Source organism: Methylobacterium sp. 22177, from assembly GCF_052045615.1.
GTDB classification, from domain to species: Bacteria; Pseudomonadota; Alphaproteobacteria; order Rhizobiales; family Beijerinckiaceae; genus Methylobacterium; species Methylobacterium radiotolerans.
This window is the reverse complement of sequence record NZ_JBQEPK010000003.1, coordinates 84916-109481: the sequence shown is the minus strand read 5'-3', so window position 1 is coordinate 109481 and position 24566 is coordinate 84916. Positions and strand designations below refer to the sequence as shown.

At 73.0% G+C, this 24566-nt stretch carries 28 protein-coding genes; 11 read left to right on the top strand and 17 right to left on the bottom strand.

All coding sequences use genetic code 11. The features are described 5' to 3' along the window. Positions 1-8: 8 nt before the first annotated feature. The 5 genes from ACTJK8_RS05000 to ACTJK8_RS04980 all read right to left on the bottom strand — a co-directional run bounded on the left by ACTJK8_RS05000 (position 9) and on the right by ACTJK8_RS04980 (position 4057). Positions 9-986, bottom strand: coding sequence for a Gfo/Idh/MocA family protein (locus ACTJK8_RS05000; protein ID WP_440761610.1), 978 nt, complete (start codon positions 984-986; stop codon positions 9-11). Positions 987-1085: 99 nt separating this feature from the next. After that, positions 1086-1907: an alpha/beta fold hydrolase gene (locus tag ACTJK8_RS04995; RefSeq protein ID WP_012321847.1), complete on the bottom strand. Its 822-nt coding sequence runs from the start codon at positions 1905-1907 to the stop codon at positions 1086-1088. A 79-nt stretch (positions 1908-1986) separates the two neighbouring features. Then, entirely contained in the window at positions 1987-2397 is a 411-nt protein-coding gene (locus tag ACTJK8_RS04990; RefSeq protein ID WP_012321846.1) for a DoxX family protein, read from the bottom strand. 34 nt (positions 2398-2431) lie between these two features. Then, positions 2432-3064: an alpha/beta hydrolase gene (locus ACTJK8_RS04985; RefSeq protein ID WP_440761609.1), complete on the bottom strand. Its 633-nt coding sequence runs from the start codon at positions 3062-3064 to the stop codon at positions 2432-2434. Between the two features lie 69 nt (positions 3065-3133). Continuing rightward, a complete protein-coding gene (locus ACTJK8_RS04980) occupies positions 3134-4057 on the bottom strand; it encodes a ring-cleaving dioxygenase (protein WP_440761608.1) in 924 nt (307 codons plus the stop codon). Between the two features lie 119 nt (positions 4058-4176). Here ACTJK8_RS04980 and ACTJK8_RS04975 point away from each other — a divergent pair, with 119 nt between their 5' ends. Together ACTJK8_RS04975 and ACTJK8_RS04970 are read left to right on the top strand one after the other, a co-directional pair. Then, positions 4177-5115 carry a LysR family transcriptional regulator gene (locus ACTJK8_RS04975; RefSeq protein ID WP_041372840.1) on the top strand — a complete coding sequence of 313 codons (939 nt, stop codon included), beginning with the start codon at positions 4177-4179 and terminating at the stop codon, positions 5113-5115. 289 nt (positions 5116-5404) lie between these two features. Beyond that, complete coding sequence (locus ACTJK8_RS04970) at positions 5405-6100, top strand: GntR family transcriptional regulator (protein WP_024828498.1); 696 nt, start codon at positions 5405-5407, stop codon at positions 6098-6100. Positions 6101-6125: 25 nt separating this feature from the next. On the opposite strand, the gene ACTJK8_RS04965 is transcribed toward ACTJK8_RS04970, so the two are convergent. From ACTJK8_RS04965 to ACTJK8_RS04950, 4 genes are read right to left on the bottom strand one after another with little or no spacing between them, the layout of a single operon-like run. Continuing rightward, entirely contained in the window at positions 6126-6704 is a 579-nt protein-coding gene (locus ACTJK8_RS04965; protein WP_012321841.1) for a GbsR/MarR family transcriptional regulator, read from the bottom strand. Between the two features lie 48 nt (positions 6705-6752). Continuing rightward, positions 6753-6875: a DUF2474 family protein gene (locus ACTJK8_RS04960; protein WP_012321840.1), complete on the bottom strand. Its 123-nt coding sequence runs from the start codon at positions 6873-6875 to the stop codon at positions 6753-6755. Beyond that, positions 6875-7882: a cytochrome d ubiquinol oxidase subunit II gene (gene cydB / locus ACTJK8_RS04955; protein ID WP_012321839.1), complete on the bottom strand. Its 1008-nt coding sequence runs from the start codon at positions 7880-7882 to the stop codon at positions 6875-6877. The genes ACTJK8_RS04960 and cydB overlap by 1 nt, the downstream gene beginning before the upstream one ends. A gap of 7 nt (positions 7883-7889) precedes the next feature. Further along, the gene (locus ACTJK8_RS04950; protein WP_012321838.1) at positions 7890-9308 is read right to left on the bottom strand and encodes a cytochrome ubiquinol oxidase subunit I; all 1419 of its coding nucleotides are present in this window, start codon (positions 9306-9308) and stop codon (positions 7890-7892) included. A gap of 257 nt (positions 9309-9565) precedes the next feature. On the opposite strand from ACTJK8_RS04950, the gene ACTJK8_RS04945 reads away from it, so the two are divergent. Beyond that, complete coding sequence (locus ACTJK8_RS04945) at positions 9566-10786, top strand: pyridoxal phosphate-dependent aminotransferase (RefSeq protein ID WP_029359868.1); 1221 nt, start codon at positions 9566-9568, stop codon at positions 10784-10786. Positions 10787-10841: 55 nt separating this feature from the next. Here ACTJK8_RS04945 and ACTJK8_RS04940 read toward each other — a convergent pair whose 3' ends face one another. After that, the gene (locus ACTJK8_RS04940; protein ID WP_012321836.1) at positions 10842-11768 is read right to left on the bottom strand and encodes a dihydrodipicolinate synthase family protein; all 927 of its coding nucleotides are present in this window, start codon (positions 11766-11768) and stop codon (positions 10842-10844) included. A 237-nt stretch (positions 11769-12005) separates the two neighbouring features. Between ACTJK8_RS04940 and ACTJK8_RS04935 the strand changes: the two genes are divergently transcribed. From ACTJK8_RS04935 to ACTJK8_RS04925, 3 genes are all read left to right on the top strand, one after another. Next, entirely contained in the window at positions 12006-12791 is a 786-nt protein-coding gene (locus tag ACTJK8_RS04935) for an amino acid ABC transporter substrate-binding protein (protein WP_012321835.1), read from the top strand. Positions 12792-12869: 78 nt separating this feature from the next. Then, entirely contained in the window at positions 12870-13550 is a 681-nt protein-coding gene (locus ACTJK8_RS04930; RefSeq protein ID WP_012321834.1) for an amino acid ABC transporter permease, read from the top strand. Beyond that, positions 13547-14308, top strand: coding sequence for an amino acid ABC transporter ATP-binding protein (locus tag ACTJK8_RS04925; protein WP_440761607.1), 762 nt, complete (start codon positions 13547-13549; stop codon positions 14306-14308). Before ACTJK8_RS04930 ends, ACTJK8_RS04925 begins: the two co-directional genes overlap by 4 nt. 23 nt (positions 14309-14331) lie before the next feature. Here the strand turns inward: ACTJK8_RS04925 and ACTJK8_RS04920 are convergent, their stop codons facing one another. The 3 genes from ACTJK8_RS04920 to ACTJK8_RS04910 all read right to left on the bottom strand — a co-directional run bounded on the left by ACTJK8_RS04920 (position 14332) and on the right by ACTJK8_RS04910 (position 17178). After that, a complete protein-coding gene (locus tag ACTJK8_RS04920; protein WP_012321832.1) occupies positions 14332-14487 on the bottom strand; it encodes a hypothetical protein in 156 nt (51 codons plus the stop codon). After that, on the bottom strand, positions 14484-14993 hold the full coding sequence (locus tag ACTJK8_RS04915) for a DUF2243 domain-containing protein (RefSeq protein ID WP_012321831.1): 510 nt from the start codon (positions 14991-14993) through the stop codon (positions 14484-14486). The genes ACTJK8_RS04920 and ACTJK8_RS04915 overlap by 4 nt, the downstream gene beginning before the upstream one ends. Before the next feature lie 175 nt (positions 14994-15168). Continuing rightward, on the bottom strand, positions 15169-17178 hold the full coding sequence (locus tag ACTJK8_RS04910; protein WP_440761606.1) for an OPT family oligopeptide transporter: 2010 nt from the start codon (positions 17176-17178) through the stop codon (positions 15169-15171). 207 nt (positions 17179-17385) lie between these two features. Here ACTJK8_RS04910 and ACTJK8_RS04905 point away from each other — a divergent pair, with 207 nt between their 5' ends. Both ACTJK8_RS04905 and ACTJK8_RS04900 read left to right on the top strand, forming a co-directional pair. Beyond that, positions 17386-17835, top strand: a complete 450-nt coding sequence (locus ACTJK8_RS04905) for a DMT family transporter (protein ID WP_024828504.1) — start codon at positions 17386-17388, stop codon at positions 17833-17835. Positions 17836-17878: 43 nt separating this feature from the next. Then, positions 17879-18322: a DMT family transporter gene (locus ACTJK8_RS04900; protein WP_012321828.1), complete on the top strand. Its 444-nt coding sequence runs from the start codon at positions 17879-17881 to the stop codon at positions 18320-18322. Positions 18323-18333: 11 nt separating this feature from the next. Here the strand turns inward: ACTJK8_RS04900 and ACTJK8_RS04895 are convergent, their stop codons facing one another. Continuing rightward, positions 18334-19062 (bottom strand): SDR family oxidoreductase, encoded by a 729-nt coding sequence (locus tag ACTJK8_RS04895; protein ID WP_012321827.1) that lies wholly within the window; start codon positions 19060-19062, stop codon positions 18334-18336. A 257-nt stretch (positions 19063-19319) separates the two neighbouring features. Between ACTJK8_RS04895 and ACTJK8_RS04890 the strand changes: the two genes are divergently transcribed. Further along, positions 19320-20492 (top strand): DUF305 domain-containing protein, encoded by a 1173-nt coding sequence (locus ACTJK8_RS04890; RefSeq protein WP_440761605.1) that lies wholly within the window; start codon positions 19320-19322, stop codon positions 20490-20492. 62 nt (positions 20493-20554) lie between these two features. Next, a complete protein-coding gene (locus tag ACTJK8_RS04885) occupies positions 20555-20779 on the top strand; it encodes a hypothetical protein (protein ID WP_012321825.1) in 225 nt (74 codons plus the stop codon). 64 nt (positions 20780-20843) lie between these two features. Here ACTJK8_RS04885 and egtD read toward each other — a convergent pair whose 3' ends face one another. Genes egtD through gntA form a run of 3 tightly spaced genes read right to left on the bottom strand, consistent with a single transcriptional unit; the run spans position 20844 to position 23540 of the window. Next, entirely contained in the window at positions 20844-21803 is a 960-nt protein-coding gene (gene egtD / locus ACTJK8_RS04880) for an L-histidine N(alpha)-methyltransferase (RefSeq protein WP_440761604.1), read from the bottom strand. Then, positions 21800-22774 carry a methyltransferase gene (locus ACTJK8_RS04875; protein WP_440761603.1) on the bottom strand — a complete coding sequence of 325 codons (975 nt, stop codon included), beginning with the start codon at positions 22772-22774 and terminating at the stop codon, positions 21800-21802. The genes egtD and ACTJK8_RS04875 overlap by 4 nt, the downstream gene beginning before the upstream one ends. A 10-nt stretch (positions 22775-22784) precedes the next feature. After that, positions 22785-23540, bottom strand: coding sequence for a guanitoxin biosynthesis heme-dependent pre-guanitoxin N-hydroxylase GntA (gene gntA / locus ACTJK8_RS04870; protein ID WP_029360729.1), 756 nt, complete (start codon positions 23538-23540; stop codon positions 22785-22787). Between the two features lie 391 nt (positions 23541-23931). Between gntA and ACTJK8_RS04865 the strand changes: the two genes are divergently transcribed. Then, the gene (locus tag ACTJK8_RS04865) at positions 23932-24516 is read left to right on the top strand and encodes a YgjV family protein (RefSeq protein WP_058607816.1); all 585 of its coding nucleotides are present in this window, start codon (positions 23932-23934) and stop codon (positions 24514-24516) included. The last annotated feature ends 50 nt before the right edge of the window (positions 24517-24566 follow it).

The following is a 24566-nucleotide window of genomic DNA, read 5'->3' as shown; positions in this document are numbered from 1 at the left end:
CTCCGCCCTCACAGCGCCAGGATAGCCTCGACGACCTCCTGCACGTCGAGCGCCTCCGCGAAGGTGGCGAGGTGGTGGGGCTCGCCGCGCGCCATGCGGACGACGCCCTCGAGCTGGCGCCGGAGGGTGATCGGCCGCAGCCGCTCGTTCGGGATCGCGTCGGGCTCCGGCTCGAACCGCCCGTCGGCGCCCCGACGCTCGGCGATGGCCCAGTCGCGCAGCCGGACGGCGCCCGCGTCGCCCTCCAGCGTCCACGTGTTGTGGTCGTCGGCCTCGACGCCCCCGACCCGGCCGGTCAGGGTGACGGGGATCCCGCCCGCCGTGAGCGTCACGTCGATCGCGCGCTCGGACCGGCCCGGCTCCGGGAAGGCGATCCGTCCGGCGAGCCCCGCGAGCGGGCCGAGCTGGCGGCGGGCCAGGAACAGGAAGTGCGAGACCACCTCGCGGGTGAAGCCGCCCTCGCCGCGCGCGTCGAGCCAGCGGGCGGCGTCGGCCTGCCACGGGCGGGGCCAGCGGGCGAAGGCCACCGCCACGGTGAGCGTCCGGGGCGTGCCGACCGCGCCGGCCGCGATCCAGCGCTCGAGGGTGGCGACGCCCGGCGACGAGGCGAACGGGAAATTGACCGCGCCCGCGCCCCCCGCCTCCGCCACGAAGGCGCGGGCGTCGGCGCGGTCGATGGCCAGCGGCTTCTCGCAGAAGACGCTCCGGCCGGCCGCCAGGGCGGCGCGGGCGTAGCCGAGATGCGAGGCGGGCGGCGAGGCGACGTAGACGCAGTCGCTCGCCGCGACGACGGCGGCGGGATCGGCCACCCGCGGCACCGCCGGGAACGCCGCGCCGATCCGGGCCAGGGCCTCCGGGGCCGGGTCCCAGATCGCCGCGACCCGCACGGGCGAGTCCGCCGCCCCGTGGATCGCGCCGAGCAGGCGCTCACCCATGATGCCCCCGCCGATGATCCCGAGGGCGAGCGGTGCGGCGGAGGTCGGCATGCGGGGATCCGTGCGGAGGTTCGGGATGACCGGCCGCGCGGCGCGGCCCGTCGCAGGCTTTAGGAGCCCGGGCCGGCGCGGGAAAGGCCGCCGGTCTCCTCAACCTTGGATGAAGGCGAGCAGGTCGGCGTTCAGCCGGTCCTTGTGGGTGGCGGCCAGGCCGTGCGGGGCGCCCGGATACTCCTTCAGCACGGCGTTCGGCACGAGCTTGACGGCGGCGCGCGCCGCGGCGTCGATCGGCACGATCTGGTCGTCGTCGCCGTGCACCAGCAGGGTCGGCACGTCGATGCGCGTCAGGTCCTCGGTGAAGTCGGTCTCCGAGAAGGCCGCCACGCAGGCGTGCACGTTCCGCAGCCCGGCCATCATGCCCTGCATCCAGAACGTGTCCCGCATACCGTCGCTGACCGCGGCGCCGGGACGGTTGGCGCCGTAGAACGGGCCGCTCAGGTCCTTGAAGAACTGCGACCGGTCGCGCAGGACCGAGTCCCGGATCCCGTCGAACACGTCCCGGGGCAGGCCGCCCGGATTCGCGTCGGTCCGGACCATCTGGGGCGTCACGGCCCCGACCAGGACCGCCTTGGCGACGCGCGCCGTCCCGTGCCGCCCGAGGGTGCGGGCGACCTCGCCGCCGCCGGTGGAGTGGCCGACCAGCACCGCGTCGCGCAGGTCGAGATGGGCGATCAGCCCGGCGAGGTCGTCCGCGAAGGTGTCCATGTCGTTGCCCGACCAGGGCTGCCCGGAGCGACCGTGCCCGCGCCGGTCATGGGCGATGACCCGGAACCCGCGCTCCGCGAGGAACAGCATCTGGTCCTCCCAGGCGTCGCCGTTGAGCGGCCAGCCGTGGCTGAAGACCACCGGCTGCCCGGTGCCCCAGTCCTTGTAGTAGATTTGGGTCCCGTCCTGCGCGGTGAAGTAGGGCATCGTGGTCTCCCGAGGGTCGAAGGGCGGGGGTCGAAAGGTGGAGGGCGAGAGGCAAGGGTCGCGCGGATCGCCGGACCGGTCAGGCCCGGCCCTGCCGCGCGTCGAGGCTGAGCGGGCCGGCCCCGAAGGCCGCGACCTGAAGCAAGCCGCCGGCCATGGCGAGGTTCTTCAGGAAGTGGAACATCTGGTTCTGGTCGCCGAGGGCCGCGTGGAAGGTCACCGCGGTGGCCACCGCGAAGAGCGCGAGGACCAGGGCGACCGGCCGGGTGCGGTAGCCGGCGACGAGCAGCAGCCCGCCGACGACCTCCACGCCGGTCGCCGCCGCGTAGGCGAGAGGCGGCAGCGGCAGGTGGGCGGCCTCGATGGTGGCGAGCGTCGCGGCCGGGGCCGCGAGCTTCCCGGCGCCGCTCACGAGGAAGATCGCGCTCATCAGGACCCGGCCGGTCACCGGCAGCAGGGCGGTCGCGCTGGAAGAGGAGATCGGGGACATCGTCGAACGCTCCGTCCTGTCGTGCGCGGCCGAGTCAGGCCGCTTCGGGAAGTGCGAGGCCGCGAAGCCAGTTCAGCGCCAGGCCGATATCGGCCTGCGACAGGCCGTGGCCGACCGGCAGGATCCGGTGCTCGACGCGGGCTCCGGCCGCGGTGAGCTGCTGCGCGAGGCGCCGCGCATTCTCCGCGGGCACGATCGGGTCCATCGCCCCGGAGAGGATCAGGACCGGCCGGCCGGCGAGATCCGCGACCGGCGGCTCGGCGAACGGGGCCATCGGGCGGAGCAGGACAGCGCCCGCCAGGGTCTCGGGCCGGAGCAGCAGCAGCGACGCGGCGATGTTGGCGCCGTTCGAGAAGCCCAGCGCCAGGGGCGCCCCGATCCCGTACCGCGTCCGGGCGGCCGCCACGAAGGCCGCGAGGTCGCCGGTGCGGCGGCGCAGGTCCGCCTCGTCGAAGACGCCCTCGGCCAGGCGCCGGAAGAAGCGCGGCATGCCGTTCTCGCTGACGGCGCCGCGGGGCGCGAGCAGGGCGGCCTCCGGCGCGACCGTGCGGCCGAGGGGCAGGAGGTCGTTCTCGTCGCCGCCGGTCCCGTGGAGGAGCAGCAGCGGACGCGCGGTGTCGGGACCGGGCTCGAAGCGGTGGATGAAGCCGGCGGTGTCCTGGGTCATGATGGCCTCACGGGTGGCGGGGAGAGGTCCCACCCCGCGCGGGCGCGGGGCGGGCGTGGTGGTCGCGGCTCAGGCGACCTTGGGCAGCACGGCCTCGATCTCGGCCCGGTGCGGCTCCAGGCCGGCGGGGAGCTTGAGGGCCTGGCCGAGGGCCTCGATCGGCTCGTCCACCGCGAAGCCGGGCGCGTCGGTGGCGATCTCGAACAGCACGCCGCCGGGTTCGCGGAAGTAGATCGAGCGGAAGTACTGGCGGTCGCGCTGCTCGGTGACGTGGAGCCCCCGTGCCTCGAGAGCCCGGCCCATCGCGGCCTGCGCGGCGTCGTCCGCCGCCCGGAACGCGATGTGGTGGACCGAGCCGGCCCCCGGGCGGCCGGGCAGGAACCCGCCGACGGCCCGCAGGGTGACGAGACCGCCTAGCTCGGCGCTGCCCGCGAAGCGGATCAGGTTGCCCTCGCGGCCGACCTCCGCCAGCCCGAGCACCTCCGTGAGGATCGCGGCGGTCGGCTCGGCCCTGTCGAGGAGGAGGGTCACCCCGTGCAGGCCGCGGATCGCGTGCTCGGCCGGCACCTCGCTCGACGCCCAGCCCTCCGCGTCGCCGACCTCCACGCCCACCAGCGCGAGCATCATGCCGTCCGGGTCGCGGAAGCGCAGCGTCGGCGCGCCGAAGACCTGGACCAGCGGCTCGTGGGCGACGCCCTTCTCGATGAGCCGGTGGGTCCACCAGCCGATGGAGGCGCGGGGGACCCGGAAGGCGGTCTCCTGGGTCTCGCCGATCCCGACGCGGCCCGGCGCGGCGTGCTCGACGGGGAAGAAGGTCAGGATCGTGCCGGGCCGACCGGCCGCGTCGCCGTAGTACAGGTGGTAGGTGCCCGGATCGTCGAAGTTGACGGTCTTCTTCACCAGCCGCAGCCCGAGGATCCGGGTGTGGAAGTCGAGGTTGCGCAGGGCCGGCCCGGAGAAGGCCGTGACGTGGTGGAGGCCGGTCTGAACCATGGCGATGTCTCCCGACGGAAGGCCGCGACGGGCGGCCTGTTGCGATGACGGGAATGTGCCCCTTGCCATGAGCCGCGAAAATAGAAACGATGGAAACCTATCGTTTCTGGAAATGGCTGATGAGACTGCCCGATTTCGAGGCCTGGGCCGTGTTCGCCAAGGTGGTGGAGACCGGCTCATTCGGGCGCGCCGCCGCGGAGCTCGGCCTGTCGAAGGCCACGGTCTCGAAGGCGGTGAGCCGGCTCGAACTGCGGATCGGCGCCCGCCTGTTCAACCGCACGTCGCGGAAGCTCGCCCTCACCGAGGCCGGGCAGGCCGCCAAGGACGGCGCCGCGCGCATCCTGGCCGAGGGCGAGGCCGCGGAAGCCCTCGCCACGGCCGGTGCCGCGGAGCCGCGCGGGCTGGTGCGGCTCGCAGCGCCGATGACCTTCGGGGTGATGCACGTGGCGCCGATCCTGCCGGCCTTCTTCCGGGAGTACCCGGCCGTGTCGGTGGATCTCCACCTGTCGGACGCGGTCGTCGACCTCGTCGGCGGCGGGTTCGACATCGGGCTGCGCATCGCGGCCCTGCCCGATTCCTCCCTGCGCGCGCGCCGTCTCTGCGAGATCCGCCGCTCGCTGGTCGCCACCCCCGCCTATCTCGACCGCCACGGCCGGCCCGAGCACCCGGACGACCTCGTCCGCCACACCTGCCTCGGCTACGCCTACCTGCCGACGCCCGACCGCTGGCGATTCGTGGACGGGAGCGGCGCGGAGGCCGTCGTGGTGCCGGCGGGCCAGCTGCGGGCGAACAACGCCGAGGCGCTGGCGCCGGCGCTGCGGGCCGGGCTCGGCCTCGCCCTGCAGCCCGACTTCATGATCTGGGACGACCTCGAATCCGGGCGCCTCGAGCGGGTGCTGCCGGCCTGGTCGCCGCCGCCGATCGCCCTGCACCTCGTGACGCCCCCGGGCGACCCGAGGCCGGCCCGGGTGACGGCGCTAATCGCCCATCTCGGCCAGGCCCTCGGCCAGGCGCCCTGGGCCGCTCCGCAGCCGCGGCGCGACCCGGCGGACCGGTGAGCCGCGCGCCGGCGCCCTCCCCGCCGCCGGCCCCGATCCGTGCGCGTCACTCACCTGGATCAGTGTCGGGGTCCTGCGCCTGCGCTATCGGCGCGTCGCACGGGTCCGAATCGCGGCGCGGTCCTTGCTGCTCGGCGCTCCGGGCGACAACCGCGGCTCGCGGTCCCCGTGCAATTCGTCGACCCAACTAACCTCAGGTTTATTCGGGACAATCTGGCATTGGACAGACGCGCGTTTTCCGGGCAAGAGGCTCCCTTGTATACATGTATACTGTTCTCCTGAGGCACTGATGTCCCCCACGGGCCCTGGACGTCCCGCACCCGACCGGCTGCGGCACAAGACCGTGGCGGCGGCCGTCGCGGATTCCCTGCGCGAGCAGATCCTGAACGGGGATCTGCCGCCGGGGGTGCAGCTGCGCCAGGACGCCCTGGCGGAGGAGTTCGGGATCAGCCGCATCCCGGTCCGCGAAGCCCTGCTGCAGCTGGAGGCCAGCAAGCTCGTGCGGATCGTGCCGCATCGCGGGGCGGTCGTGACGGGCCTGTCGCTCCAGGAGGTCGAGGACATCTTCCAGCTGCGCGTTCAGCTCGAGCCGCAGCTGCTCCAGCTCTCGGCACCGCACCTGACCCCCGACGACATCCGCGATCTCGACGCGCTCTCGAAGGAGTACGGCGCGGCGCTGGAGACCGGCCAGGTCCTCCGCTGGGGCGACCTGAACAGCCGCTTCCACCTCGACCTGATCCGGCACGCCGGCCGGCCGCGCTCCCTGGCGATCGTGTCCGCGCTCCTGCAGGATTGCGAGCGGCCGACGCGGCTGCAGATCTCGACCTCCGAGGACGCGACCCGCGCGGTCAGGGAGCACGCGCAGATCCTGGCCCTGTGCGAGGCCGGCAAGTCCGACGAGGCGGCCGCCTGCCTGCGGCGCCATATCGAGCATATCGGCGTCTCGCTCATCGCCCTCTACCGGGGCGCGCTCGTCGAGGCGTGAGGGGGCCCGCCCCCGCGCGGCCGGGTCAGTCCGGCTTGGCCGACCGGCCGCCGATCCGGCCCGGCAGGCGGGTCAGGCGATCCTTCATCTCCAGCACCTTCTGGACCTTCGAGCCGAGAGTCAGGAGCTGGACGAGGCGCTCGGTGTCGAGGCGGCGCACGTCCGCGTACCATCCGGCGAACAGCTCGAAGAGGTCGTGCATCTCCCGGAGCCGCGCCTGGGCGTGCCGCTCCTCCTCGGTCCCGGGCTCCTGCATCAGGAGCTCGCGCAGGAGTGTCAGCGTCGGGTCGACCTCGCGCTTCTTGCGCTCCTCGACCAGCGTGCGGACGATCTGCCAGATATCCTCGGGCGTCGTGAAGTAGTCGCGCCGATCGCCCGGCCTGTGCTGGAGCCGGACGAGGTTCCAGGCCTGGAGCTCCTTCAGGCCCATGCTGACGTTCGAGCGCGACACGCCGAGCCGCTCGACGATCTCGTCGGCGTTGAGCGGCCGCTCGGCCACGAACAGCAGGGCGTAGATCTGCCCCACGGTCCGGTTGATGCCCCAGCGCGAGCCCATCTCGCCGAAATGCAGCACGAAGGTCTGGACGAGCGGGGGCAGCTGCACGGCAGGGATCCGACGCGGGGAGAGGTCAGGCGGGCGCCCCCCGGCTTATCAGCTCTTGAGCCAATACCGGAGGACCGTCGCGACGAAGCCGAGGCCGACGATGCTCGAGGCCCAGAGCCCCGCGAACCACGCGAGGCGTTTCCAGAGGGGCTGTGCTGCTGCGGGTGCCATCAGTGATATCCGTGCGCGTCGACTTTGCCGCGGAAGACCCAGTACGCGTACGCGGTGTAGGACAGTATGATCGGGATCAACACCGACGCGCCGGCGAGCAGGAAAATCTGGCTCGCCTCGGGGGCGGCCGCCTGCCAGATCGTGATCCGGCCCGGCACGACGTCGGGGAAGATGCTGATGCCCAGCCCCGCGAAGGTCAGGGCGAACAGCCCCAGCGCGATCAGGAAGGGCGCCCGCTCGGCGCCGCCCCGCAGGGTGCGCCACAGGGCGAAGGCCGCGAGCGCCACGAGCAGCGGCACCTGCGCGGTGACGAGCACGTTCGGCATCGCCAGCCAGCGCTCGTAGTAGCGGCCCTGGAGGAACGGCGTCACCGCGCTGACGAGCGCGATGGCCGCGACCGTCGCCGCGGTGAGGCGCAGGGCGAGGCGCCGGGCCCGCGCCTGGAGCAGGCCCTCGGTGCGCATCACCAGCCACGTCGCCCCGAGCAGCGCGTAGGCGACGACGAGGCTCGCGCCGACGAGGAGGCTGAAGGGCGTGAGCCAGTCCCACCAGCCGCCGGCATAGGCCCGCCCCTCGACCGCGATGCCCTGCAGCAGCGCGCCCAGCGCGATGCCCTGGGCGAGGGCCGCCACCAGCGAGCCGCCCGCGAAGGCCACGTCCCAGGCGGCGCGGTGGCGGGGATCGCGCCAGCGGAACTCGAAGGCGACGCCGCGGAAGATCAGACCGAGGAGCATCGCGATGATCGGCGCGTAGAGCGCCGGCAGGATCACCGCGTAGGCCAGGGGGAAGACGGCGAACAGGCCGCCGCCGCCCAGCACCAGCCAGGTCTCGTTGCCGTCCCAGACCGGGGCGACCGAGTTCATGGCGGTGTCCCGTTCCTCGCCCGGCCGCAGGACCGGGAACAGCAGGCCGATGCCGAGATCGAACCCGTCCATGACGATGTAGGCGAAGACCGCGAAGGCGATCACGAGCGCCCAGACCACCGTGAGGTCGAAGCTGTAGGCCATGGGTCCCTCACTCGGCCGGCTGGAGGTGACGGTCGGGATCGATCGCCGGGGCGGGCGTGATGCCCGCCGTCCGGATCGGCGCGCCGGGCTCGATCCCGCTCTCGCCGGCGTGCGGGGGCTGGCCCATCAGGCGCAGGATGTAGCCGGTGCCCATGGCGAAGACCGCGAAGTAGATCACCACGAAGGCGGTGAGCGAGGCCGCCACCGCCGGCGCGTGCAGCGGCGAGGCCGACTGCGCGGTGCGCAGCAGGCCGTAGACCGTGTAGGGCTGGCGCCCGACCTCGGTGGTGATCCAGCCGGCCAGCACCGCCACGAACCCCGCCGGGCCCATGGCCACCGCGAAGCGGTGCAGCGGGCGCCACGCGTAGAGGGTGCCGCGCCAGCGGGCGAGGAGGCTCAGGGCGCCCAGGAGCAGCATCAGCATCCCGAGGCCGACCATGACGCGGAACGACCAGAACACGATCGGCACCGGCGGCCACTCCGCCCGCGGCAGGCTGTCGAGCCCCTTCAGGGGCGCGTCGAGGGCGTGCTTCAGCACCAGCGAGGACAGCTTCGGGATCTCGACCGCGTAGCGCACCGTGCCGGCCTCCTGGTCGGGCAGGCCGAACAGCACCAGCGGCGCGCCGTCCGGGTGGCTCCGGAAATGGCCCTCCATGGCCATGACCTTGGCGGGCTGGTGCTCCAGGGTGTTGAGGCCGTGCGCGTCGCCCGCGAGGATCTGGACCGGCGCGACCAGGGCGGCCATCCACATCGCCATCGAGAACATCGTCCGGGCGGCCGGGTTGGCCCGGTCGCGCAGCAGGTGCCACGCGCCGACCGCGCCCACCACCAGCGCGGTGGTGAGGTAGGCGGCGAGCACCATGTGCACGAGGCGGTACGGGAAGGACGGGTTGAACACGATCGCCCACCAGTCCAGCGGCACGAACTGGCCCTCGGCGTTGGTGCCGTAGCCCGCCGGCGTCTGCATCCACGAGTTCACCGCCAGGATCCAGAACGCCGAGAAGAAGGTCCCGAACGCCACCATCAGCGTCGCCGCGAAGTGCAGCCGCGGCCCGACCTTCGTCATGCCGAACAGCATCACGCCGAGGAAGCCGGCCTCCAGGAAGAAGGCCGACAGCACCTCGTAGGCCATCATCGGACCCAGGACAGGGCCGGTCTTGTCGGAGAAGACCGACCAGTTCGTGCCGAACTGGTAGGACATCACCAGCCCGGACACGACGCCCATCGCGAAGGCGATCGCGAAGATCTTTATCCAGTACTTGAACAGGTCCATGAAGACCTGGCGGCCGGTGGCGAGCCAGAGCCCCTCCAGCACGGCGAGGAAGCTCGCGAGGCCGATCGAGAAGGCCGGGAACACGATGTGGAAGGCCACGGTGAACCCGAACTGCATGCGGGCGAGGATCAGGGGATCGAGGTTGGCGAGCACGTCGGGCCTCCGGCTCTGGGCGCGACTCGTTCTATAGCAATTTCAGAAATATCTGAAAAGTCGGAACACACGGGAGCCCGCGCGGCGTCGGGCCGCGCGCCGGCGCGCGGCGGCGATCCGGGCATCGGGGGTCTGGACGTCCGCGCCCGAACGCGTCAGGGTCGCGGCATTCCCTACAGGTCGGGACCGCGCGGGCCCCTGGACGCGCGCCGCGCGACGGGACGCCGCGTCCCGACGCAAGGAGAGCACGCGCCCCCATGGCCGACACCCCCGTCTCCGCCGCGCCCGTCGATCTCGCCGCCGCGCTCTCGGCGCGCATCCGCGGCATCGGCACGAGCCAGATCGGCCTCGTGGCGGATCGCGGGCGCGACGACCCGGAGGTGGTGAAGCTGTGGATCGGCGAGGGCGACCTGCCGACGCCGCCCTTCATCGTCGAGGCCGCGCACCGGGCGATGCTGGCCGGGCACACCCGCTACACGACGTCGCTGGGGCTGCCGACGCTGCGCGCGGCGCTCGGCGCCTACCACGCCCGCCACTGGGGCGTGGAGATCCCGCCGGACCGGTTCGGCGTCACGGCGGGCGGCATGAACGCGATCATGCAGGCGGCCCAGGTGCTGCTGGAGCCGGGCGACGAGATGATCATCCCCTCCCCGGCCTGGCCCAATCTCGGCGAGGCGGTCCGCATCGCCGGCGGCGTGCCCGTGACGGTGCCGTACCGCCGCCTGCCGGACGGGCGCTTCGCGCTGCCGCTCGCCGACATCGCGGCGGCGATCACGCCGCGCACCCGGGTGATCATGGTGAACTCGCCCTCGAACCCGACGGGCTGGACCATGCCGCTCGCCGAGATGAGAGCCCTGCGCGACCTCGCCCGGGAGCGCGGCCTCTGGATCCTCTCGGACGAGGTCTACGCGCACTTCACCTACGGCAACCGGATCGCGCCGTCCTTCCTGCAGATCTGCACGGAGGACGACCGGCTGATCGTGACCAACACCTTCTCGAAGAACTGGGCGATGACCGGCTGGCGGGCCGGCTGGGTGATCTATCCCCGCGGCCTCGCGCCGACCTTCGCCAAGCTCGGGCAGTACAGCACCACCTCGATCCCGACCTTCGTCCAGCACGCCTGCATCGCGGCCCTCGAGGAGGGCGACGGCTTCATCCGCACGATGGTGGACCGCTGCGCCGAGGCCCGGTCGATCCTGGTGGAGGGGCTGTCGCGCCTGCCGGGCGTCACGGTCGCGCCCCCGGACGGGGCCTTCTACCTCATGGCCCGGATGGGCGGCGCGGAGCCGAGCCTCGAGCTGGCGCTGCGCCTGCTGCGGGAGGCCAAGGTCGGCGTGGCGCCGGGCACCGCCTTCGGGCCGGAGGGCGAGGGTCTGGTGCGGATGTGCTTCGCCATCAGCCCGGACCTGGCGCGGGAGGCGGTGCGCCGGCTCGCGGGCGTGCTCGGGACCCGGGCGCCGGCCGCCGCGGCGCAGTGAACCGGGCGGGGTCCGGCGGCTCTTCCGCCGCCGTGCGGTCCCCGCCCGCGCCGGCTCAGCGCCCCCAGCGCAGGACCAGCGCGTCGTTCCGCCGGGCGAGCTCGATCAGGCCGGCCCGCGTCGCCGGATGCAGGGGCTGGATCGGCAGCCGCGCGGTCTCGCTCGCGATCACCCCGCCCTCGGCCATCAGCGCCTTGCAGGCGAGCAGGCCGCACTGCCGGTTCTCGTAGTTGATCAGCGGCAGCCAGCGCGCGTAGGCGTCCATCGCCTCCTCCCGGCGGCCGGCCGCGTAGGCGTCGGTGATCTGGCGGATGCCGTCCGGGTAGCCGCCGCCGGTCATCGCACCCGTAGCGCCGGCGTCGAGGTCGGCCATCAGGGTGATCGCCTCCTCGCCGTCCCACGGACCCACGACGGCGTCGCCGCCCAGCGCGATCAGCTCGCGGAGCTTGGACGCGGCGCCGGCGGTCTCGATCTTGAAGTAGGCGACGTTCGCGATCTCCCGGGCCATGCGCGCCAGGAGCGGCGCCGACAGCGGCGTGCCCGCCACCGGCGCGTCCTGGATCATGATCGGGATCGCGATCGCGTCCGAGACCGCGCGGAAGAAGTCGACGATGCCGAGCTCCGGCACGCGGATCGTGGCGCCGTGATAGGGCGGCATGACCATCACCATCGCGGCGCCGGCCGCCTGGGCGCGGCGCGAGCGCTCGGCGCAGACCTGCGTGGCGAAGTGCGTCGTCGTCACGATCACCGGCACGCGGCCGGCGACGTGCTCCAGCACGGCGTGCATCACCCGCTCGCGCTCGTCGTCGGTGAGGACGAACTGCTCGGAGAAGTTGGCCAGGATGCACAGGCCCTGGCTGCCGGCGTCGATCATGAAGTCGACGGCCCGGCGCTGCCCGTCGAGGTCGAGGGCGCCCGACGCGTCGAAGACCGTGGGGGCGACCGGGAAGACGCCGCGATAGGCGTGGGCGGGCGAAGTCATGCGCGATCCTCCTGCCGGGATCGCGCATCCGGCGGACGACCGTGTCCGCGGGCGGGATCCGGGCGCCTCTTAGCACGCGGCCTCAATCCTGGCGCGGGCCGGGGCGCGCGCACCGAGCAGTCGACAAGCGCACCGGCTTTCCTGTACGGCCGAGCTCTTCTTTGCTTTGTCCCTCGACAGCCGAGATCACGCGCGGCGGCCGCACGAGAACAGCGTTTTCTTTTCGGAGCTACTGTAATGCGATTTTTCTCTGCCAGCCGCGTCGCGGCGTTCGTCGTCGCGGCGCTCCTCGGCGCAGCCGCCAGCGCGCCCGCGAAGGCCGACGATCTCGACGCGATTCGCGCCGCCAAGACCCTGCGCATCGGCACCGAGGGCACCTACGCGCCCTTCACGTTCCACGACGCGTCCGGGCAGCTCGTCGGCTTCGACGTGGAGATCGGCCGCAAGGTCGCCGAGCAGCTGGGCGTCACGCCGCAATTCCTCGAGGGCAAGTGGGACGGGCTGATCGCCGGGCTCGACGGCAAGCGCTACGACGTGGTCATCAACCAGGTCGGCATCACCAAGGAGCGGCAGGCGAAGTTCGACTTCTCCGAGCCCTACATCCGGGCGCGGGCCGTGCTGATCACGCGGGCGGACCGGTCCGACATCAAGTCCTTCGCCGATCTCAAGGGCAAGAAGGCCGCCCAGAGCCTCTCCAGCAACTTCGCGCGCCTCGCCGAGCAGTCCGGCGCCGAGCTCGTCGGGACGGACGGCTTCGACCAGTCGGTCCAGCTCGTCCTCACCGGCCGCGCCGACGCCACCGTCAACGACAGCCTGTCGTTCCTGGACTTCCACAAGCAGAAGCCGAACGCCCCCGTGAAGATCGCCGCCGAGCAGGCCGACGCGGACGCCTCCGGGATCATCATGCGCAAGAACAACCCGGCGCTGAAGGCCGCGATCGACAAGGCGCTGGAGGCGATCCGGGCCGACGGCAGCTACGCGGCGATCGCCCAGAAGTACTTCGGGGCCGACGTCTCCAAGTAACCCGTCCGCGGCGCGCCCGCCCGGGCGCCGATCCCGCACAGCCCGCCGCTCGATCCGCCCGGTAGGAGACGCCGCCCCGTGCCGCACTGGCTCGACCTCATGCTCCAGTCGCTGGGGCCGCTGCTCGCGGCCGGCCTGCGCTTCACGGTGCCGCTGACGCTCATCGCCTTCGCGCTCGGCCTCGCGCTGGGACTCGGCACCGCCCTCGTGCGGCTGTTCGCGCCCCGGCCGCTGGCGGCGTTGGCGTGGCTCTACGTGTGGATCTTCCGGGGCACGCCGCTCCTCGTGCAGCTGTTCGTGATCTTCTACGGCCTGCCGAGCACCGGCATCCTGATCGACGCCTTCCCGGCCGCCGTGATCGGGTTCACCCTCAACGTCGGCGCCTACACGTCCGAGATCGTCCGCGCCGCCATCGCCTCCATCCCGAAGGGGCAGTGGGAGGCGGCCTACGCCACCGGGATGACGCCGGTCCAGGCCCTGCGCCGCACGATCCTGCCCCAGGCGGCGCGGGTGGCGGTGCCGTCGCTGGCGAACTCCTTCATCGCGCTGGTGAAGGACACCTCGCTCGCGGCCGCCATCACGGTGCCGGAGCTGTTCCAGGCGGCCCAGCGCATCGTCGCCGTCACCTACGAGCCGCTGATCCTCTACATCGAGGTGGCGCTGATCTACCTCGTCCTGTCGACGCTGCTGTCCTGGCTCCAGACGCTGCTGGAGCGGCGCCTCGGGCGCTACGGCGGCTACCTGGAGGCCCGCGCGTGATCGCCCTGTCGGCCATCGAGAAGCGCTTCGGCGACAACCCCGTCCTGCGGGGCGTCGACCTCGCGGTCCCGGAGGGGCGGGTCACGACGCTGATCGGCCCGTCGGGCTCGGGCAAGTCGACGCTCCTGCGCTGCGTGAACCTGCTGGAGGTCCCGCAGGCCGGGACGCTGACCCTCGGCGACGTCCGCCTCACCTTCCGGCCCGGCAGCCCGCCGGCGCGGCGGGACGTGCTCGCCGTGCGCCGGCAGACCGGCATGGTGTTCCAGAACTTCCAGCTCTTCCCCCACCGGACGGTGATGGAGAACGTCACCGAGGGGCTCGTCACCGTGGCCAAGTGGCCGCAGGCCCGGGCCCGGGCGCGCGCGCTGGAGCTGCTGGAGCGCGTCGGCCTCGCCCACAAGGCCGCGGACTGGCCCGCCAGCCTGTCGGGCGGCCAGCAGCAGCGGGTGGCGATCGCCCGGGCGCTGGCCCCCTCCCCGCGCCTGCTGCTCTGCGACGAGCCGACCTCGGCCCTCGACCCGGAACTCGCCGCCGAGGTGGTGGACGTGCTGGCCGGCCTCGCGGGCGCCGGCACGACCATGCTGATGGCGACCCACGACCTGCGCCTCGCGCGGCGCGTCGCCGACACGGTGGTGTTCCTGGAAGGCGGGCGCGTCGTCGAGCAGGGCGCGGCCGCGGACGTCTTCGCCCGGCCGGCCGATCCGCGCACCCGCCGGTTCGTCCGGACGCTGCTCGGCGAGGCGGCGGACGAGGCCTGACCGGCACGGGCCGGACGCGCGGATCAGCGCGACAGGCAGCGCAGGGTGAGAAGATCCTCGACGGTCAGCGCGGTCCCGAAGATCAGCGGCCGCCAGGCCGGCAGGGTGGCGAGGATCAGGCCGGCCGTCAGGGCGAGCCAGGGCAGGACCGGGCGGAGGCCGGGGCCGGCGGCCCTCACGCGGGAGACCGCGCCAGCGACGCCTCCTCCCCGCGGCCGACCAGCACGAGGCCCAGGCCCGCGGCCAGCATCGCCCCGCCCCAGAGCAGGAAGCCGAGGTCCCAGTACAGCCACTGCTCCCGGGGCGTCAGCTCGTTGACGTGGTGCACGCCGAGGATCTCGTGGTCGATCACGCCCTCGACGAGGTTGAACAGGCCCCAGCCGATCAGGAGCGACCCGGCGAGCAGCTTGCTGGACCAGTAGAGGTGCGTGCGGTGCGCGGCGCGCCAGAGGATGAACAGCCCGAGGACCACGAAGACGTAGGTCGCGCTGTGGAAGATGCCGTCCCAGCGGGTGTTCAGTTCGAGGTTCGGGATCGTGTCGATCGGGTACCAGCTGCTCAGCATGTGGTGCCATTGCAGCACTTGGTGCAGCACGATCCCGTCGAAGAAGCCGCCGAGGCCGAGCCCGAACAGGATGCCCGCGCTCAAGGGGAAGACCCGTTCCCGGGTGTCAGCCGCTCTCATGCGCAACTCCAGCGTGGCGGATGCCGAGGTAGCGCGTCGCCCTCCTCGCGGCGGGCGCAGCGAAGCGCCGCGGGACACGCGGCATCCGTGAGCGTCGTGTCGTCCGGGCGGCTTCGCTCCGCCCGCGCGGACGACGGCGTCCTGGGGGAACCCGCTCCGGAACCCGGCGGATCCGTCACGCCCCCCGCGGGGCCGCGGCCGGCGTCGAGACCATCCGCAGGTAGACGGCGAGGCCCGCCAGGAACACGGCGAGGCCGAGCCCCGTGGCGTAGGGCGCGAAGCCCTTGCCGGCGACGGCGATCGCCGAACTGTGCCCCGCCAGGAGATCGGTGCCGGCGAGCAGCACGCCGACGCAGCTCTCGCCGACGAGGAATCCGGAGGCGAGGAGCACGCCCCGCCGGCGGGCGTACCCCACTGCCTTGTCGGCCTTCGCGTCCCCCTTCGGTCCGACGCGGGCGCGCAGCCGGCGCTCGGCGATCCAGCCGAGGACGCCGCCGATCGCGATCGTCATCTCCACCGAGAGCGGCAGGTACATGCCGATCCCGACCGTCAGGGCCGGGAAGGTGAGGTCGCGCCGCTTCAGCCAGGTCTCGGCCGCCACCAGCACCAGCCCGAGCCCGGCCCCGATCAGCACCATGGTCCAGGGCAGCTCGCCGTGCGTGATGCCGTTGGCGATCTGGGTCATCAGGGCCGCCTGGGGCGCCGGCATGGCGCTCCCCGCGTCCTGCCCGTCATGCGCGGGCGCGCCGACGAAGCCGTAGGCCTCGTAGAGCAGCGACAGGAGCGGGGCGATCACCACGGCGCCGACCCCGACGCCGAGGATGAGCGCGACCTGCTGGTGCCAGGGCGTGGCGCCCAGCACCTGCCCGGTCTTCAGGTCCTGCAGGTTGTCGTTGGCGATCGACGAGGTGGTGATGATCACGGACGTCAGCAGCAGCGCCATGCCGGTCACGAACCGGTCCCCCTCGGGCGCCGCGGAATGCCCCAGGATCAGGGGCAGGAGCAGCGCGGTCGCCATCGTGGTCAGGATGCCGATCCCCGAGATCGGGCTGGACGAGGAGCCCAGCAGGCCCGCGAGGTAGCCGCAGGCCGCCGCCATCAGGAAGCCGAACAGCACCGTGAACAGGGTCGCGGCCACCGCCAGCACGATCATCAGCCCGCCGAGGTCGGCCGGCGCGGCGAAGTACGCGAACAGGATCGCGAGCGGCACGCACAGGGCCAGCGTCGCGGCGGCGACCCAGGTGATCGGCAGGTCGCGCTCCTCGCGCGGGTGATCCTTGCCGAGACCGCCGCTCCCGGACAGGGCGGCGCGGATGCTTCCGAAGATCGGGCGCGCCAGCGAGCCCACGGTCCACAGCCCGCCCACCGCGATGATGCCGGCGCCCATGAGGCGCACCTGCCCGGACCAGACCGCCTCGGCGGCCGCACCCGCGGACTTGCCGGGGTCGGGCGACAGGGCGGTCAGGATCGGGACCGCGATCCCCCAGGCGATCAGGACGCCGGTCAGCAGCGCGAGGCAGGCGCCGATGCCCACGAGGTAGCCGACGCCGACCAGCGCCAGCGAGAAGCCGGTCCCGGTGCGGAACACCGCGCCGCCGAGGCTGACCGCGCCGTTGAGGCCCTCGCCCAGGACCTTCAGCCCCGTGGTGGCGAGCCCGATCGTCCCGGCCGCCGCGGCGGCCCCGAGCAGGTCGCGCAGGCCGCGGCCGCCCTGCTCCTCGTGCCCGGTCTTGAGAACCTCCGCGGCGGCGATGCCCTCGGGATAGGGGAGATCGCTGCCCGACACGAGGGCGCGGCGGAGCGGGATCGAGAAGGCGACGCCGAGCAGACCGCCCAGCAGGCAGACCGCCGTGGTCTGCCAGAACGGGAAGCCGTGCCAGTGGCCGACGAGGACGAGGCCGGGGAGAGCCAGGATGACGTTGCACAGGGTGCCGGCCGCCGAGGCCTGAGTCTGCACGATGTTGTTCTCGAGGATGCCGGCGCCGCCCATCAGCCGGAAGGCGCCCATCGAGATCATCGCGGCCGGGATCGAGGACGAGAACGTCATCCCGGTCTTCAGGCCCATGTAGAGGTTGGCGGCCATGAACACGACGGTGATGGCCGCGCCGAGCGCGATCCCCCGCAGGGTCAGCTCGGCCTGACGGTCCTGCGTCTTCGGCGTGATCGTCGGGCTGCGGGCGTCCATCATCCACTCGGGCTGCGGAAGGCACAGCACGCGAGGGGCCGGAAACGTTCCCGCGCCGTCGCCGGCCGGGCGGCCTCGCCCGGTCCCTGGGGCGATCTGTCCCGCCGCGGACCGAGCATCGTGATGCAGTCACCCGGCGCGGCGGCGGGTTTGACAGCAGACCGCCCCGTCCGGGTGCGGACCTCTCCTCCTCCGGAATGCGCCGCCGTGTCCAAGTGGTACCTCTACGGCATCGCCCTCGTGGCCGGGGTCGCGAACGCCATCGAGCCCGGCCAGAACGCCACGCTGGCGAAGGTCACGGGGCAGCCGATGCTCGCGGGCCTCTTCTGCTTCGGCCTCGCGATCGCCTGCTTCCTCGCCGCGATGGTCGTCGCCCGGCTGCGCGGCCGGACCCGGGCCGAAGCGGCCACGCCCGTCCCCTGGTGGGCGTGGCCGGGCGGCATCCTCGGGGCCACGGTCGTCCTGGCGCAGCTCTACATCTCCGAGAAGGTCGGCGCTGCGCCGTTCCTGGGCTGCGTGATCACGGCGGGCGTGGTCGGCTCCATCATCCTCGACCATCGCGGCCTCGTGGGCTTCGAGCGCCACCCCGCCGGGCGCTGGCGCGTCCTCGGCGGCGCGCTGATGGTCGCGGGCGTCGCCCTCGTGGCGGCGTTCTGACGGGTCGGTCGATCCGAACGCCTCGCACCCTCAGGATCCCAGCATGCTCTTCCTCTACGGCTTCGCGCTGCTCGCGGGCGTCGCCACCGCGATCGAACCGGGCCAGAACGCGGGCCTCGCCAAGTCCCTCGCGCGGCCGCTTCTCGCCGGCGTGGTGAGCCTCGTCGTCAGCGTCGCGGCGATCTCCGTCGCCATGCTGGTGACGGGGCAGTACGGGCTGCCGCCGGTGGACCGCCTCGCGCAGGTGCCCTGGTGGGCGTGGCTCGGCGGCCTGATGAGCGCGGGCCTCACGATGGCGCAGCTCTCCGTGTCCAAGCGGATCGGGGCCGCCACCTTCCTCGGGCTGATCGTGACGGCGGGCGTCGTCACGTCGATCCTGCTCGACCATTTCGGCCTGGTGGGCTTCAAGGTCCACGAGGCCGGCCTGTGGCGCGTCCTGGGCGGCGCCCTGATGATCGGCGGCGTCGGGCTCGTCGCGCGGTTCTGAAGCCCGCCCGGTCAGATCGTCCAGCCGCCGTCGATCACGACGGCCTGGCCGGTCGTGTAGGTCGCGCCCGCGAGGTAGACGGCGAGGTCGGCGATCTCCTCGGGCGTGCCGAGCCGGCCGATCGGCTGGCGCGCGATGAAGGCCGCCCGGGTCTGCTCGTAGTCGCCCTGCTGGCGGATGCGCTCCTGCAGCGACGGGCTCTCCACCGTGCCGGGGCAGATCGCGTTGCAGCGGATGTTGTGGCCGACATAGTCGGCGGCCACCGCCTTGGTCAGCCCGATCACCGCCGCCTTCGTCACCCCGTAGGCGCAGCGGTTGGGTACGCCCTTCACCGAGGAGGCGACCGAGGCCATGTTGACGATGGCGCCGTCCCGGCGCTCCAGCATCCCGGGCAGGACAGCCCGGATCGTGCGGATCATCGCCTTCACGTTGAGGTCGAGGGCGAAGTCGAGCTCGTCGTCGCGCATCTCCAGGATGGTGCCGGCGTGCACGGTGCCGGCGCAGTTGAACAGGATGTCGACCGCGCCGATGCGCGCGACCAGGGCCCTGACCGCGTCCCCGTCCAGCACGTCGAGGGTCGCGGTGCTGAGGGTGTCGGCGCGCAGCGCGGCGAGGGCGTCGGCGTTGATGTCGGTGGCGTGGACCCGCGCCCCGGCGCGGGCGAAGGCGAGCGCGCTGGCGCGCCCGATCCCCTGCCCCGCCGCCGTGACCAGGACCGTCTTTCCGGAAAGATCTGCCATTGCTCGCTCCAGCAGGCTGCGCGTCGCCGCGACGGTGTCCGGACCGGGTCGCGCGGGTCGCGCCCGGCGGGGCCGCCGATCAGGTCCGGAGGCCCGGCTGAGCGGCCCATCCTTGTAGGTTCTGACCGCGCCGGGCTCCAGGCCCGATCGTCCCGCGCGCCCCGCCCGGACACGACAGAGGTGGTGTTTCCAACATAGGCTGTCGCCCGCCCGCATCCGGCCCCGTATGGCGACTGCGATCACGAGCGGGGCAGCGCGTGCGCCGAAACCTACGACGCCTCTGGTCGGGCGAGGCCGGGATCACCTGGCGCGCCGCCATGCTGCTCGGCCTGCTCAGCAGCACCGTCTCGACGCTGTTCAGCCAGCTCACGGCGGCCCGGATCGGCCGGGACGCCGCCGTCGACTGGATGGTGGTCGCCGCGATCCCCCTGCGCGACGGCGCCCTCCAGGTGGATCCGTCCGGTCCGGTGATTCTCGCCGGCATCCTGTTCCACCAGTGGGCGGACTTCTCCTGGGCCGTGGTGTTCTTCGGCCTGCTCGGGCGCTGGACCGGCCGCCTCGGCCCCTGGACGCTCGCGCTGGTCGCGCCGGCCTGGGCGCTGCTCACCTCGGCGACCGAGTGGCTCGTGCTCGTTCCCCTGCTGCCGTTCCGGCAGCCGATCTTCCCCCTGGAGCAGCCCTACTGGATCGGCTTCCTGGTCCACGCCACCTCGGCCTCGCTCTACCCGCTGTTCCCGTACCTGCGGGACGCCGTCGCCGGGCGGCGCCCATCGCCGCATCGCCGGTTCGCGGCCGGCTGGAGCGGCGCCACGGTGCTGATCGGCGGGTTCCTCGGGGTGCTGGCGCTCCTCGGCGCGCAGGGTCGGGAGATCGCCTGGATGGGCCGCGACCCGGCCTTCGACCAGGCTTACATGCGGCGCATGATGGCGCACCACCGGCAGGGAATCGACCTCGCGAGGCTCGGGGCCGAGCGCGCGCAGGACGCGCATCTCCGGGCCCTCGCCCGCCTGATCGCCGCCGCCCAGAGCGGCGAGAACGCGGTCTTCGATCAGTGGTGGCGCAGTTGGTTCGGGGCCGCGTCGCAGATCTGCGCGCCGGCGGAAGAAGCGTCGATGCCGGGCATGCTGGAGCCCGGCCGGATCGACGCGCTCCGCGGGATGCCCGGCAAGGCCTTCGACGCGCAGTTCGTGGCGCTCATGACCGTCCACCACGTCGGCGCCATCCGGATGGCCGACGCCGCGATGGCCGAGGCGTCCGATCTCCGCCTGCGGATCATGGCGCAGGCGATCCGCCACGGGCAGCGCGGGGAGATCGCCCTGATGCGCGGGGTCGAGGGGCCCGAGGCGGTGCGGGTGGCGCTGGGCGACCTCGTCCTGCCGGCCGGCGACGCGGCCCCCGACCGGGCGGCCGCGGATCGGCCGGCCCCGTAGCGTCGGATCCGGGGCCGGCGTTCGGGCGTTCTCCCGGCGTCGTCGTTCTATGGAGGATCGCCGTGGGGCTCGCCGCCTTCGTCTTCTTCGTCGTCCCGTGGATGGCCGTCGCGATCTGGATGTCGATGCGCCCGTCCGGCGCGCGCCTCGGTACGCCGGCCGCCCCCTGGCGCCCGCTGACCGATTACCCGCCGCCGGCCCGGGACCAGCGGCGGGCCGGCGAGACGCGGAGCATGGAATCGGGCTCCGCTCACGACGGCAAGCACGCGCCGATCGAGGCCGTCTAGGGCGCTCGCCGCCGCGGCGGATGCCGGCTCGGCGCGCGCGTCAGAACGCGGGCTTCGAGCCGGGTCAGGGCTCCGCCTGCAGCAGGTGGAGGTTGAAGTCTCCGCCCTCGCCCTTCCAGAGGGCGCGGGGCTGCCAGCCGCTCTCGACCGCGAGCGCCCGGAAGGCGTCCGCCGGGTACTTGTGCGAGATGTCTGTCCGGATGCTCTCGGCGGCCGCGAACGCGATCGTCCGGTCGCCCAACCGGTAGGTGGCGGGCCGCGTCGCGACGAGGTGGGCCTCCACCCGCAGCGGGTCCGGGCAGATCCGGACGGCGTGCCGGAAATTGTCGCGGTCGAAGTCGGCGCCGAGTTCCCGGTTCAGCCGCGTCAGGATGTTGCGGTGGAACGCGGCCATCAGGCCGTCGGCGCGCCCGTAGGCGCGCTGCAGGCGGTCCGGGTCGGCGGTGCCGTCCGCGCCGACGAGGAACAGGCTCGGCCCGAGCGTCGCGCGCGCGCGCTCCAGGAACAGCCGGGCCTCGCGCGGATCGAAGTTGCCGATGCTCGTCCCCGGATAGAAGCCCAGGATGCCGCCCGGCCCCGCCGCGCGCGGCAGCCGCACCGGCTGCGAGTAGTCGGCGCAGACCGGGATCATCGGGATGCCGGGGTAATCGGCGGCCAGCCGCCGGATCGCGGCCTCCAGGTACGCCCCCGAGATGTCGATCGCCACGTAGGCCGCCGGATCGGGCAGCGCGTCGAGGAGCGTGCGGATCTTGCGGCTCGCGCCGCTGCCGAACTCCACGACCGTCACGCCCGGCGGCACCCGGCGCGCCACGTCGGCGGCGACCTGGGGCAGGACGGTCATCTCCTGCGCGGTCGGGTAGTAATCGGCGCTGTGGCAGATCCTGTCGAACAGGTCCGAGCCGGTCTCGTCCCAGAGATACTTTCCCGGCAGCGTCTTCGGCTCGGCGGTCAGGCCCGCCAGGGCGTCCTGGAGGAAGGCGTCGGTCGAGGTGTCGGTCGAGGTGTCGGTCGAGCTGTCGGTCATGGCCGGGTCGCCGGGCGCGTGGCGGTCAGGATCACGAGGGCGAGCCGCTCGACCGCGTCGTAGGCGTCGGTCGCCAGCTCCTCGCCGTACTCGTCGGGGTCGAACTCGCGGTAGGTCCAGTCCAGTCCGGACCGGCCGCAGAGGTCGGCCACGGCGTCGCGGAACGGGTCCTCCCCGTCGACGATCGCCGCGCCGGTGAACAGCACGAGGCTGCCGCCGGGCGCGAGCCGCCCGGCCGCCTGCTCGGCCACCGCGAGCGACAGCCCGGCCCCGAGGGGACCGCCGCCGTGCCGGTAGGCCCGCTCCGCCGTGTCGATCATGAAGGGCGGGTTCGACACGATGAGGTCGAACTGGCCCTCGACGTCGCGCAGCATGTCGCTGCGGCGGACGTCGACCCCATCGGTCCCGGCGAGCCGGGCGTTGACGCGCGCCGCCCGCATGGCCGCCGGGTTGATGTCCACGAGCACCACCTCCGCGCCCGGCGCCCTCTTGGCGACGCAGATCCCGGCCGCGCCCGAGCCGCAGCCGATATCGACCGCCCGGCGCACCGGCCGCGACCGCCCCTCGAGATGCGCGATCACCGCCGCGGTGAAGCGCATCGTGTCGGGACCGAAGAACACCGCGTCGGCCGCGCTCGGGGGATACGCGGAATGCGCGAACAGCTCGCCGTCGAGGCTGGAGAAGCGCAGCGTCGGCCGCAGCAGCGGGCCGTCCTCGATCACGGCGCCGGCGGCCCGCATCAGGCGCAGGATCGGCTCCGGGACCAGGTCGGCGCGGAACGGCCGGCTCCAGCCGAACACGTCGCGCAGGCTCCGGGCCTCGGCGTTGCGCGGCCGGGCGTTGACGTGCGCGTGGGTGGCCGGCGTCACCGTGGTGAAGCTGTAGCCGGTCTCGCGCAGCGCGCGCCCCAGCGACAGCACCGCCTCCTCGTCCTCGGGAAACGGAACGGCGGTCGGAACGGAACGCGTCATCGGTCGGCCCTCAGCTGTCCATCTGGCGCACCACGAAGGCGCCCGATGCGAGATCGGCGGCGACCTGCTGGGCGTCCCAGGTCGGAGGCGCCTCCCCGCGGCGGAACGGGCAGGCCCAGTCGTCGGGAACGGCGCGTCCGCTGAACTGACGGGCTGCCGAGCTCTCGCCGTGCTGGGCGAGCATGGGATTGATCGTCCCGGTCCAGGCGGCGTCGCGGTCGACGATCGCGGTGCGCAGGCGCTCGTAGCGGCCCTCCGCGCGCAGCCGCTCGAACTGGTCGTGCAGGTTGAACACCAGGGCGGGCGTCTCGAAGCGCCGGGCCCGGCGGCTCGCCCCGGGATGCAGCCCGACCAGGAAGAACCCCTGGCCGCCGAGGCTCAGCGAGAAATGCGGATCGTCCGGGTCGGCGGCGACGCGGGGATCGTAGGCCTGACCGAGGCGCTGGTCGGTGTCGGAGAGCGACTGGACCCGGCGCCACAGCGCCGCCTCGAAGGCCTCCTCCGTGAGCGTGCGCGGCCCCTCGAACAGGACCGCGAAGCTCTGGAACAGGCTCGGCTGCGCGCGGTACCGACAGATGAAGGCGAGCAGGGCCGGATAGATGCGGGTATCGTCCCGGTCGGAGGCGATGTCGCGGGCGACCACGATCTTCATCTGACCGCGCGAGAGGGCGGATTTGGCGCCGACGCAGGGAAACGGGGCATGCTGGATGAAGTCCCGGAACCGCGCGGCAACGGGATGATGCTCGTCATTCGTGGGAAGCTGCATGTGAGCGTTGGTTCACACCACCGAGATCGGGCGCGCACGCACACCCCCGCCCGACCGGCCGAGGTGTCGTCCCGACTTGAATGCCCGGAAAACCGGAGCCCACGGGCATTGTTCCCGATCGAACACAGCCATACCGTGATTAATGTATGTTAATCCTCGAATTGAGAGATCGGAAATCGACTGAATACTTGAGTGGCGGCGACGGTGATCTCGATCGACCGGTGGCCGAATGCTCGGGGGCGCTCACAGGGCGCGCGGGATCGCGGTGCGGCAGCGCGGCCACGCTCGCCGCGCCGTGATCCGCGCCGGAGACGGCGTTAACCATCCGATTACCGCGCGATCCTAGCGCGATCGACTGAAACGGCGCCGTCGCGCCGGCCGGTCGCGCACGATGAACGCCGCATCTTACCTGTATTCCTGGTCCGCCGCCGCCGCGACGCACCTCGATCTGTTCGGTTCCCTGGGCCTGATCCTGGGTTTTACTGCGGGGGTGATGCCGCGGCGGACCTGGATCCTCGCGGCCTCGGCAGCCTGTGCGGCGTGCTTCGGTGCCCATTACCTCACGCTCGGGGCGCTCACCGGGACGGCGATGTGCGCCATCTCGGTGCTGCAGAGCCTCGTCTCCCTCCGCTGCGTCGGCGCGCCCGGCCGGAGCGGCTGGGTCCCGCCCGTCTTCGCCGCGAGCACCCTCGCGGCGGCGTGCCTGACGGCGGCCACGTGGAACGGGTGGCCCTCGGCCTGCGCGGCGACGGGCTCGTTGCTCGCCACCGGCGCGCGCCTCCAGGCGGCGCCGCAGACGATGCGCCAGCTCTTCCTCGGCGCCTCCCTGTGCTGGGCCGGGCACAATCTCCTGGTCGGCTCGGTCTTCGGATTGACCTGCGACGTGCTGACGATCCTCGGCCTCGTGATCGCGCTGCTGCGCGCCGTACCGGTCCCGCCGCTCGAGCCGGTCGGGCCCGACTGCGCGCGGGCGTGAGGCGCACCGGGCCTGCGGCGATCGATCCGGGAAACCCGCCGCGGCTCCGC

What these genes read in the sequence shown, in the direction of transcription:
- ACTJK8_RS05000 (WP_440761610.1), bottom strand. Translation starts at nt 986, where the DNA reads ATGCCGACCTCCGCCGCACCGCTCGCCCTCGGGATCATCGGCGGGGGC.
- ACTJK8_RS04995 (WP_012321847.1), bottom strand. Translation starts at nt 1,907, where the DNA reads ATGCCCTACTTCACCGCGCAGGACGGGACCCAAATCTACTACAAGGAC.
- ACTJK8_RS04990 (WP_012321846.1), bottom strand. Translation starts at nt 2,397, where the DNA reads ATGTCCCCGATCTCCTCTTCCAGCGCGACCGCCCTGCTGCCGGTGACC.
- ACTJK8_RS04985 (WP_440761609.1), bottom strand. Translation starts at nt 3,064, where the DNA reads ATGACCCAGGACACCGCCGGCTTCATCCACCGCTTCGAGCCCGGTCCC.
- ACTJK8_RS04980 (WP_440761608.1), bottom strand. Translation starts at nt 4,057, where the DNA reads ATGGTTCAGACCGGCCTCCACCACGTCACGGCCTTCTCCGGGCCGGCC.
- ACTJK8_RS04975 (WP_041372840.1), top strand. Translation starts at nt 4,177, where the DNA reads ATGAGACTGCCCGATTTCGAGGCCTGGGCCGTGTTCGCCAAGGTGGTG.
- ACTJK8_RS04970 (WP_024828498.1), top strand. Translation starts at nt 5,405, where the DNA reads ATGTCCCCCACGGGCCCTGGACGTCCCGCACCCGACCGGCTGCGGCAC.
- ACTJK8_RS04960 (WP_012321840.1), bottom strand. Translation starts at nt 6,875, where the DNA reads ATGGCACCCGCAGCAGCACAGCCCCTCTGGAAACGCCTCGCGTGGTTC.
- cydB (WP_012321839.1), bottom strand. Translation starts at nt 7,882, where the DNA reads ATGGCCTACAGCTTCGACCTCACGGTGGTCTGGGCGCTCGTGATCGCC.
- ACTJK8_RS04945 (WP_029359868.1), top strand. Translation starts at nt 9,566, where the DNA reads ATGGCCGACACCCCCGTCTCCGCCGCGCCCGTCGATCTCGCCGCCGCG.
- ACTJK8_RS04940 (WP_012321836.1), bottom strand. Translation starts at nt 11,768, where the DNA reads ATGACTTCGCCCGCCCACGCCTATCGCGGCGTCTTCCCGGTCGCCCCC.
- ACTJK8_RS04935 (WP_012321835.1), top strand. Translation starts at nt 12,006, where the DNA reads ATGCGATTTTTCTCTGCCAGCCGCGTCGCGGCGTTCGTCGTCGCGGCG.
- ACTJK8_RS04915 (WP_012321831.1), bottom strand. Translation starts at nt 14,993, where the DNA reads ATGAGAGCGGCTGACACCCGGGAACGGGTCTTCCCCTTGAGCGCGGGC.
- ACTJK8_RS04910 (WP_440761606.1), bottom strand. Translation starts at nt 17,178, where the DNA reads ATGGACGCCCGCAGCCCGACGATCACGCCGAAGACGCAGGACCGTCAG.
- ACTJK8_RS04900 (WP_012321828.1), top strand. Translation starts at nt 17,879, where the DNA reads ATGCTCTTCCTCTACGGCTTCGCGCTGCTCGCGGGCGTCGCCACCGCG.
- ACTJK8_RS04895 (WP_012321827.1), bottom strand. Translation starts at nt 19,062, where the DNA reads ATGGCAGATCTTTCCGGAAAGACGGTCCTGGTCACGGCGGCGGGGCAG.
- egtD (WP_440761604.1), bottom strand. Translation starts at nt 21,803, where the DNA reads ATGACCGACAGCTCGACCGACACCTCGACCGACACCTCGACCGACGCC.
- ACTJK8_RS04875 (WP_440761603.1), bottom strand. Translation starts at nt 22,774, where the DNA reads ATGACGCGTTCCGTTCCGACCGCCGTTCCGTTTCCCGAGGACGAGGAG.
- gntA (WP_029360729.1), bottom strand. Translation starts at nt 23,540, where the DNA reads ATGCAGCTTCCCACGAATGACGAGCATCATCCCGTTGCCGCGCGGTTC.
- ACTJK8_RS04865 (WP_058607816.1), top strand. Translation starts at nt 23,932, where the DNA reads ATGAACGCCGCATCTTACCTGTATTCCTGGTCCGCCGCCGCCGCGACG.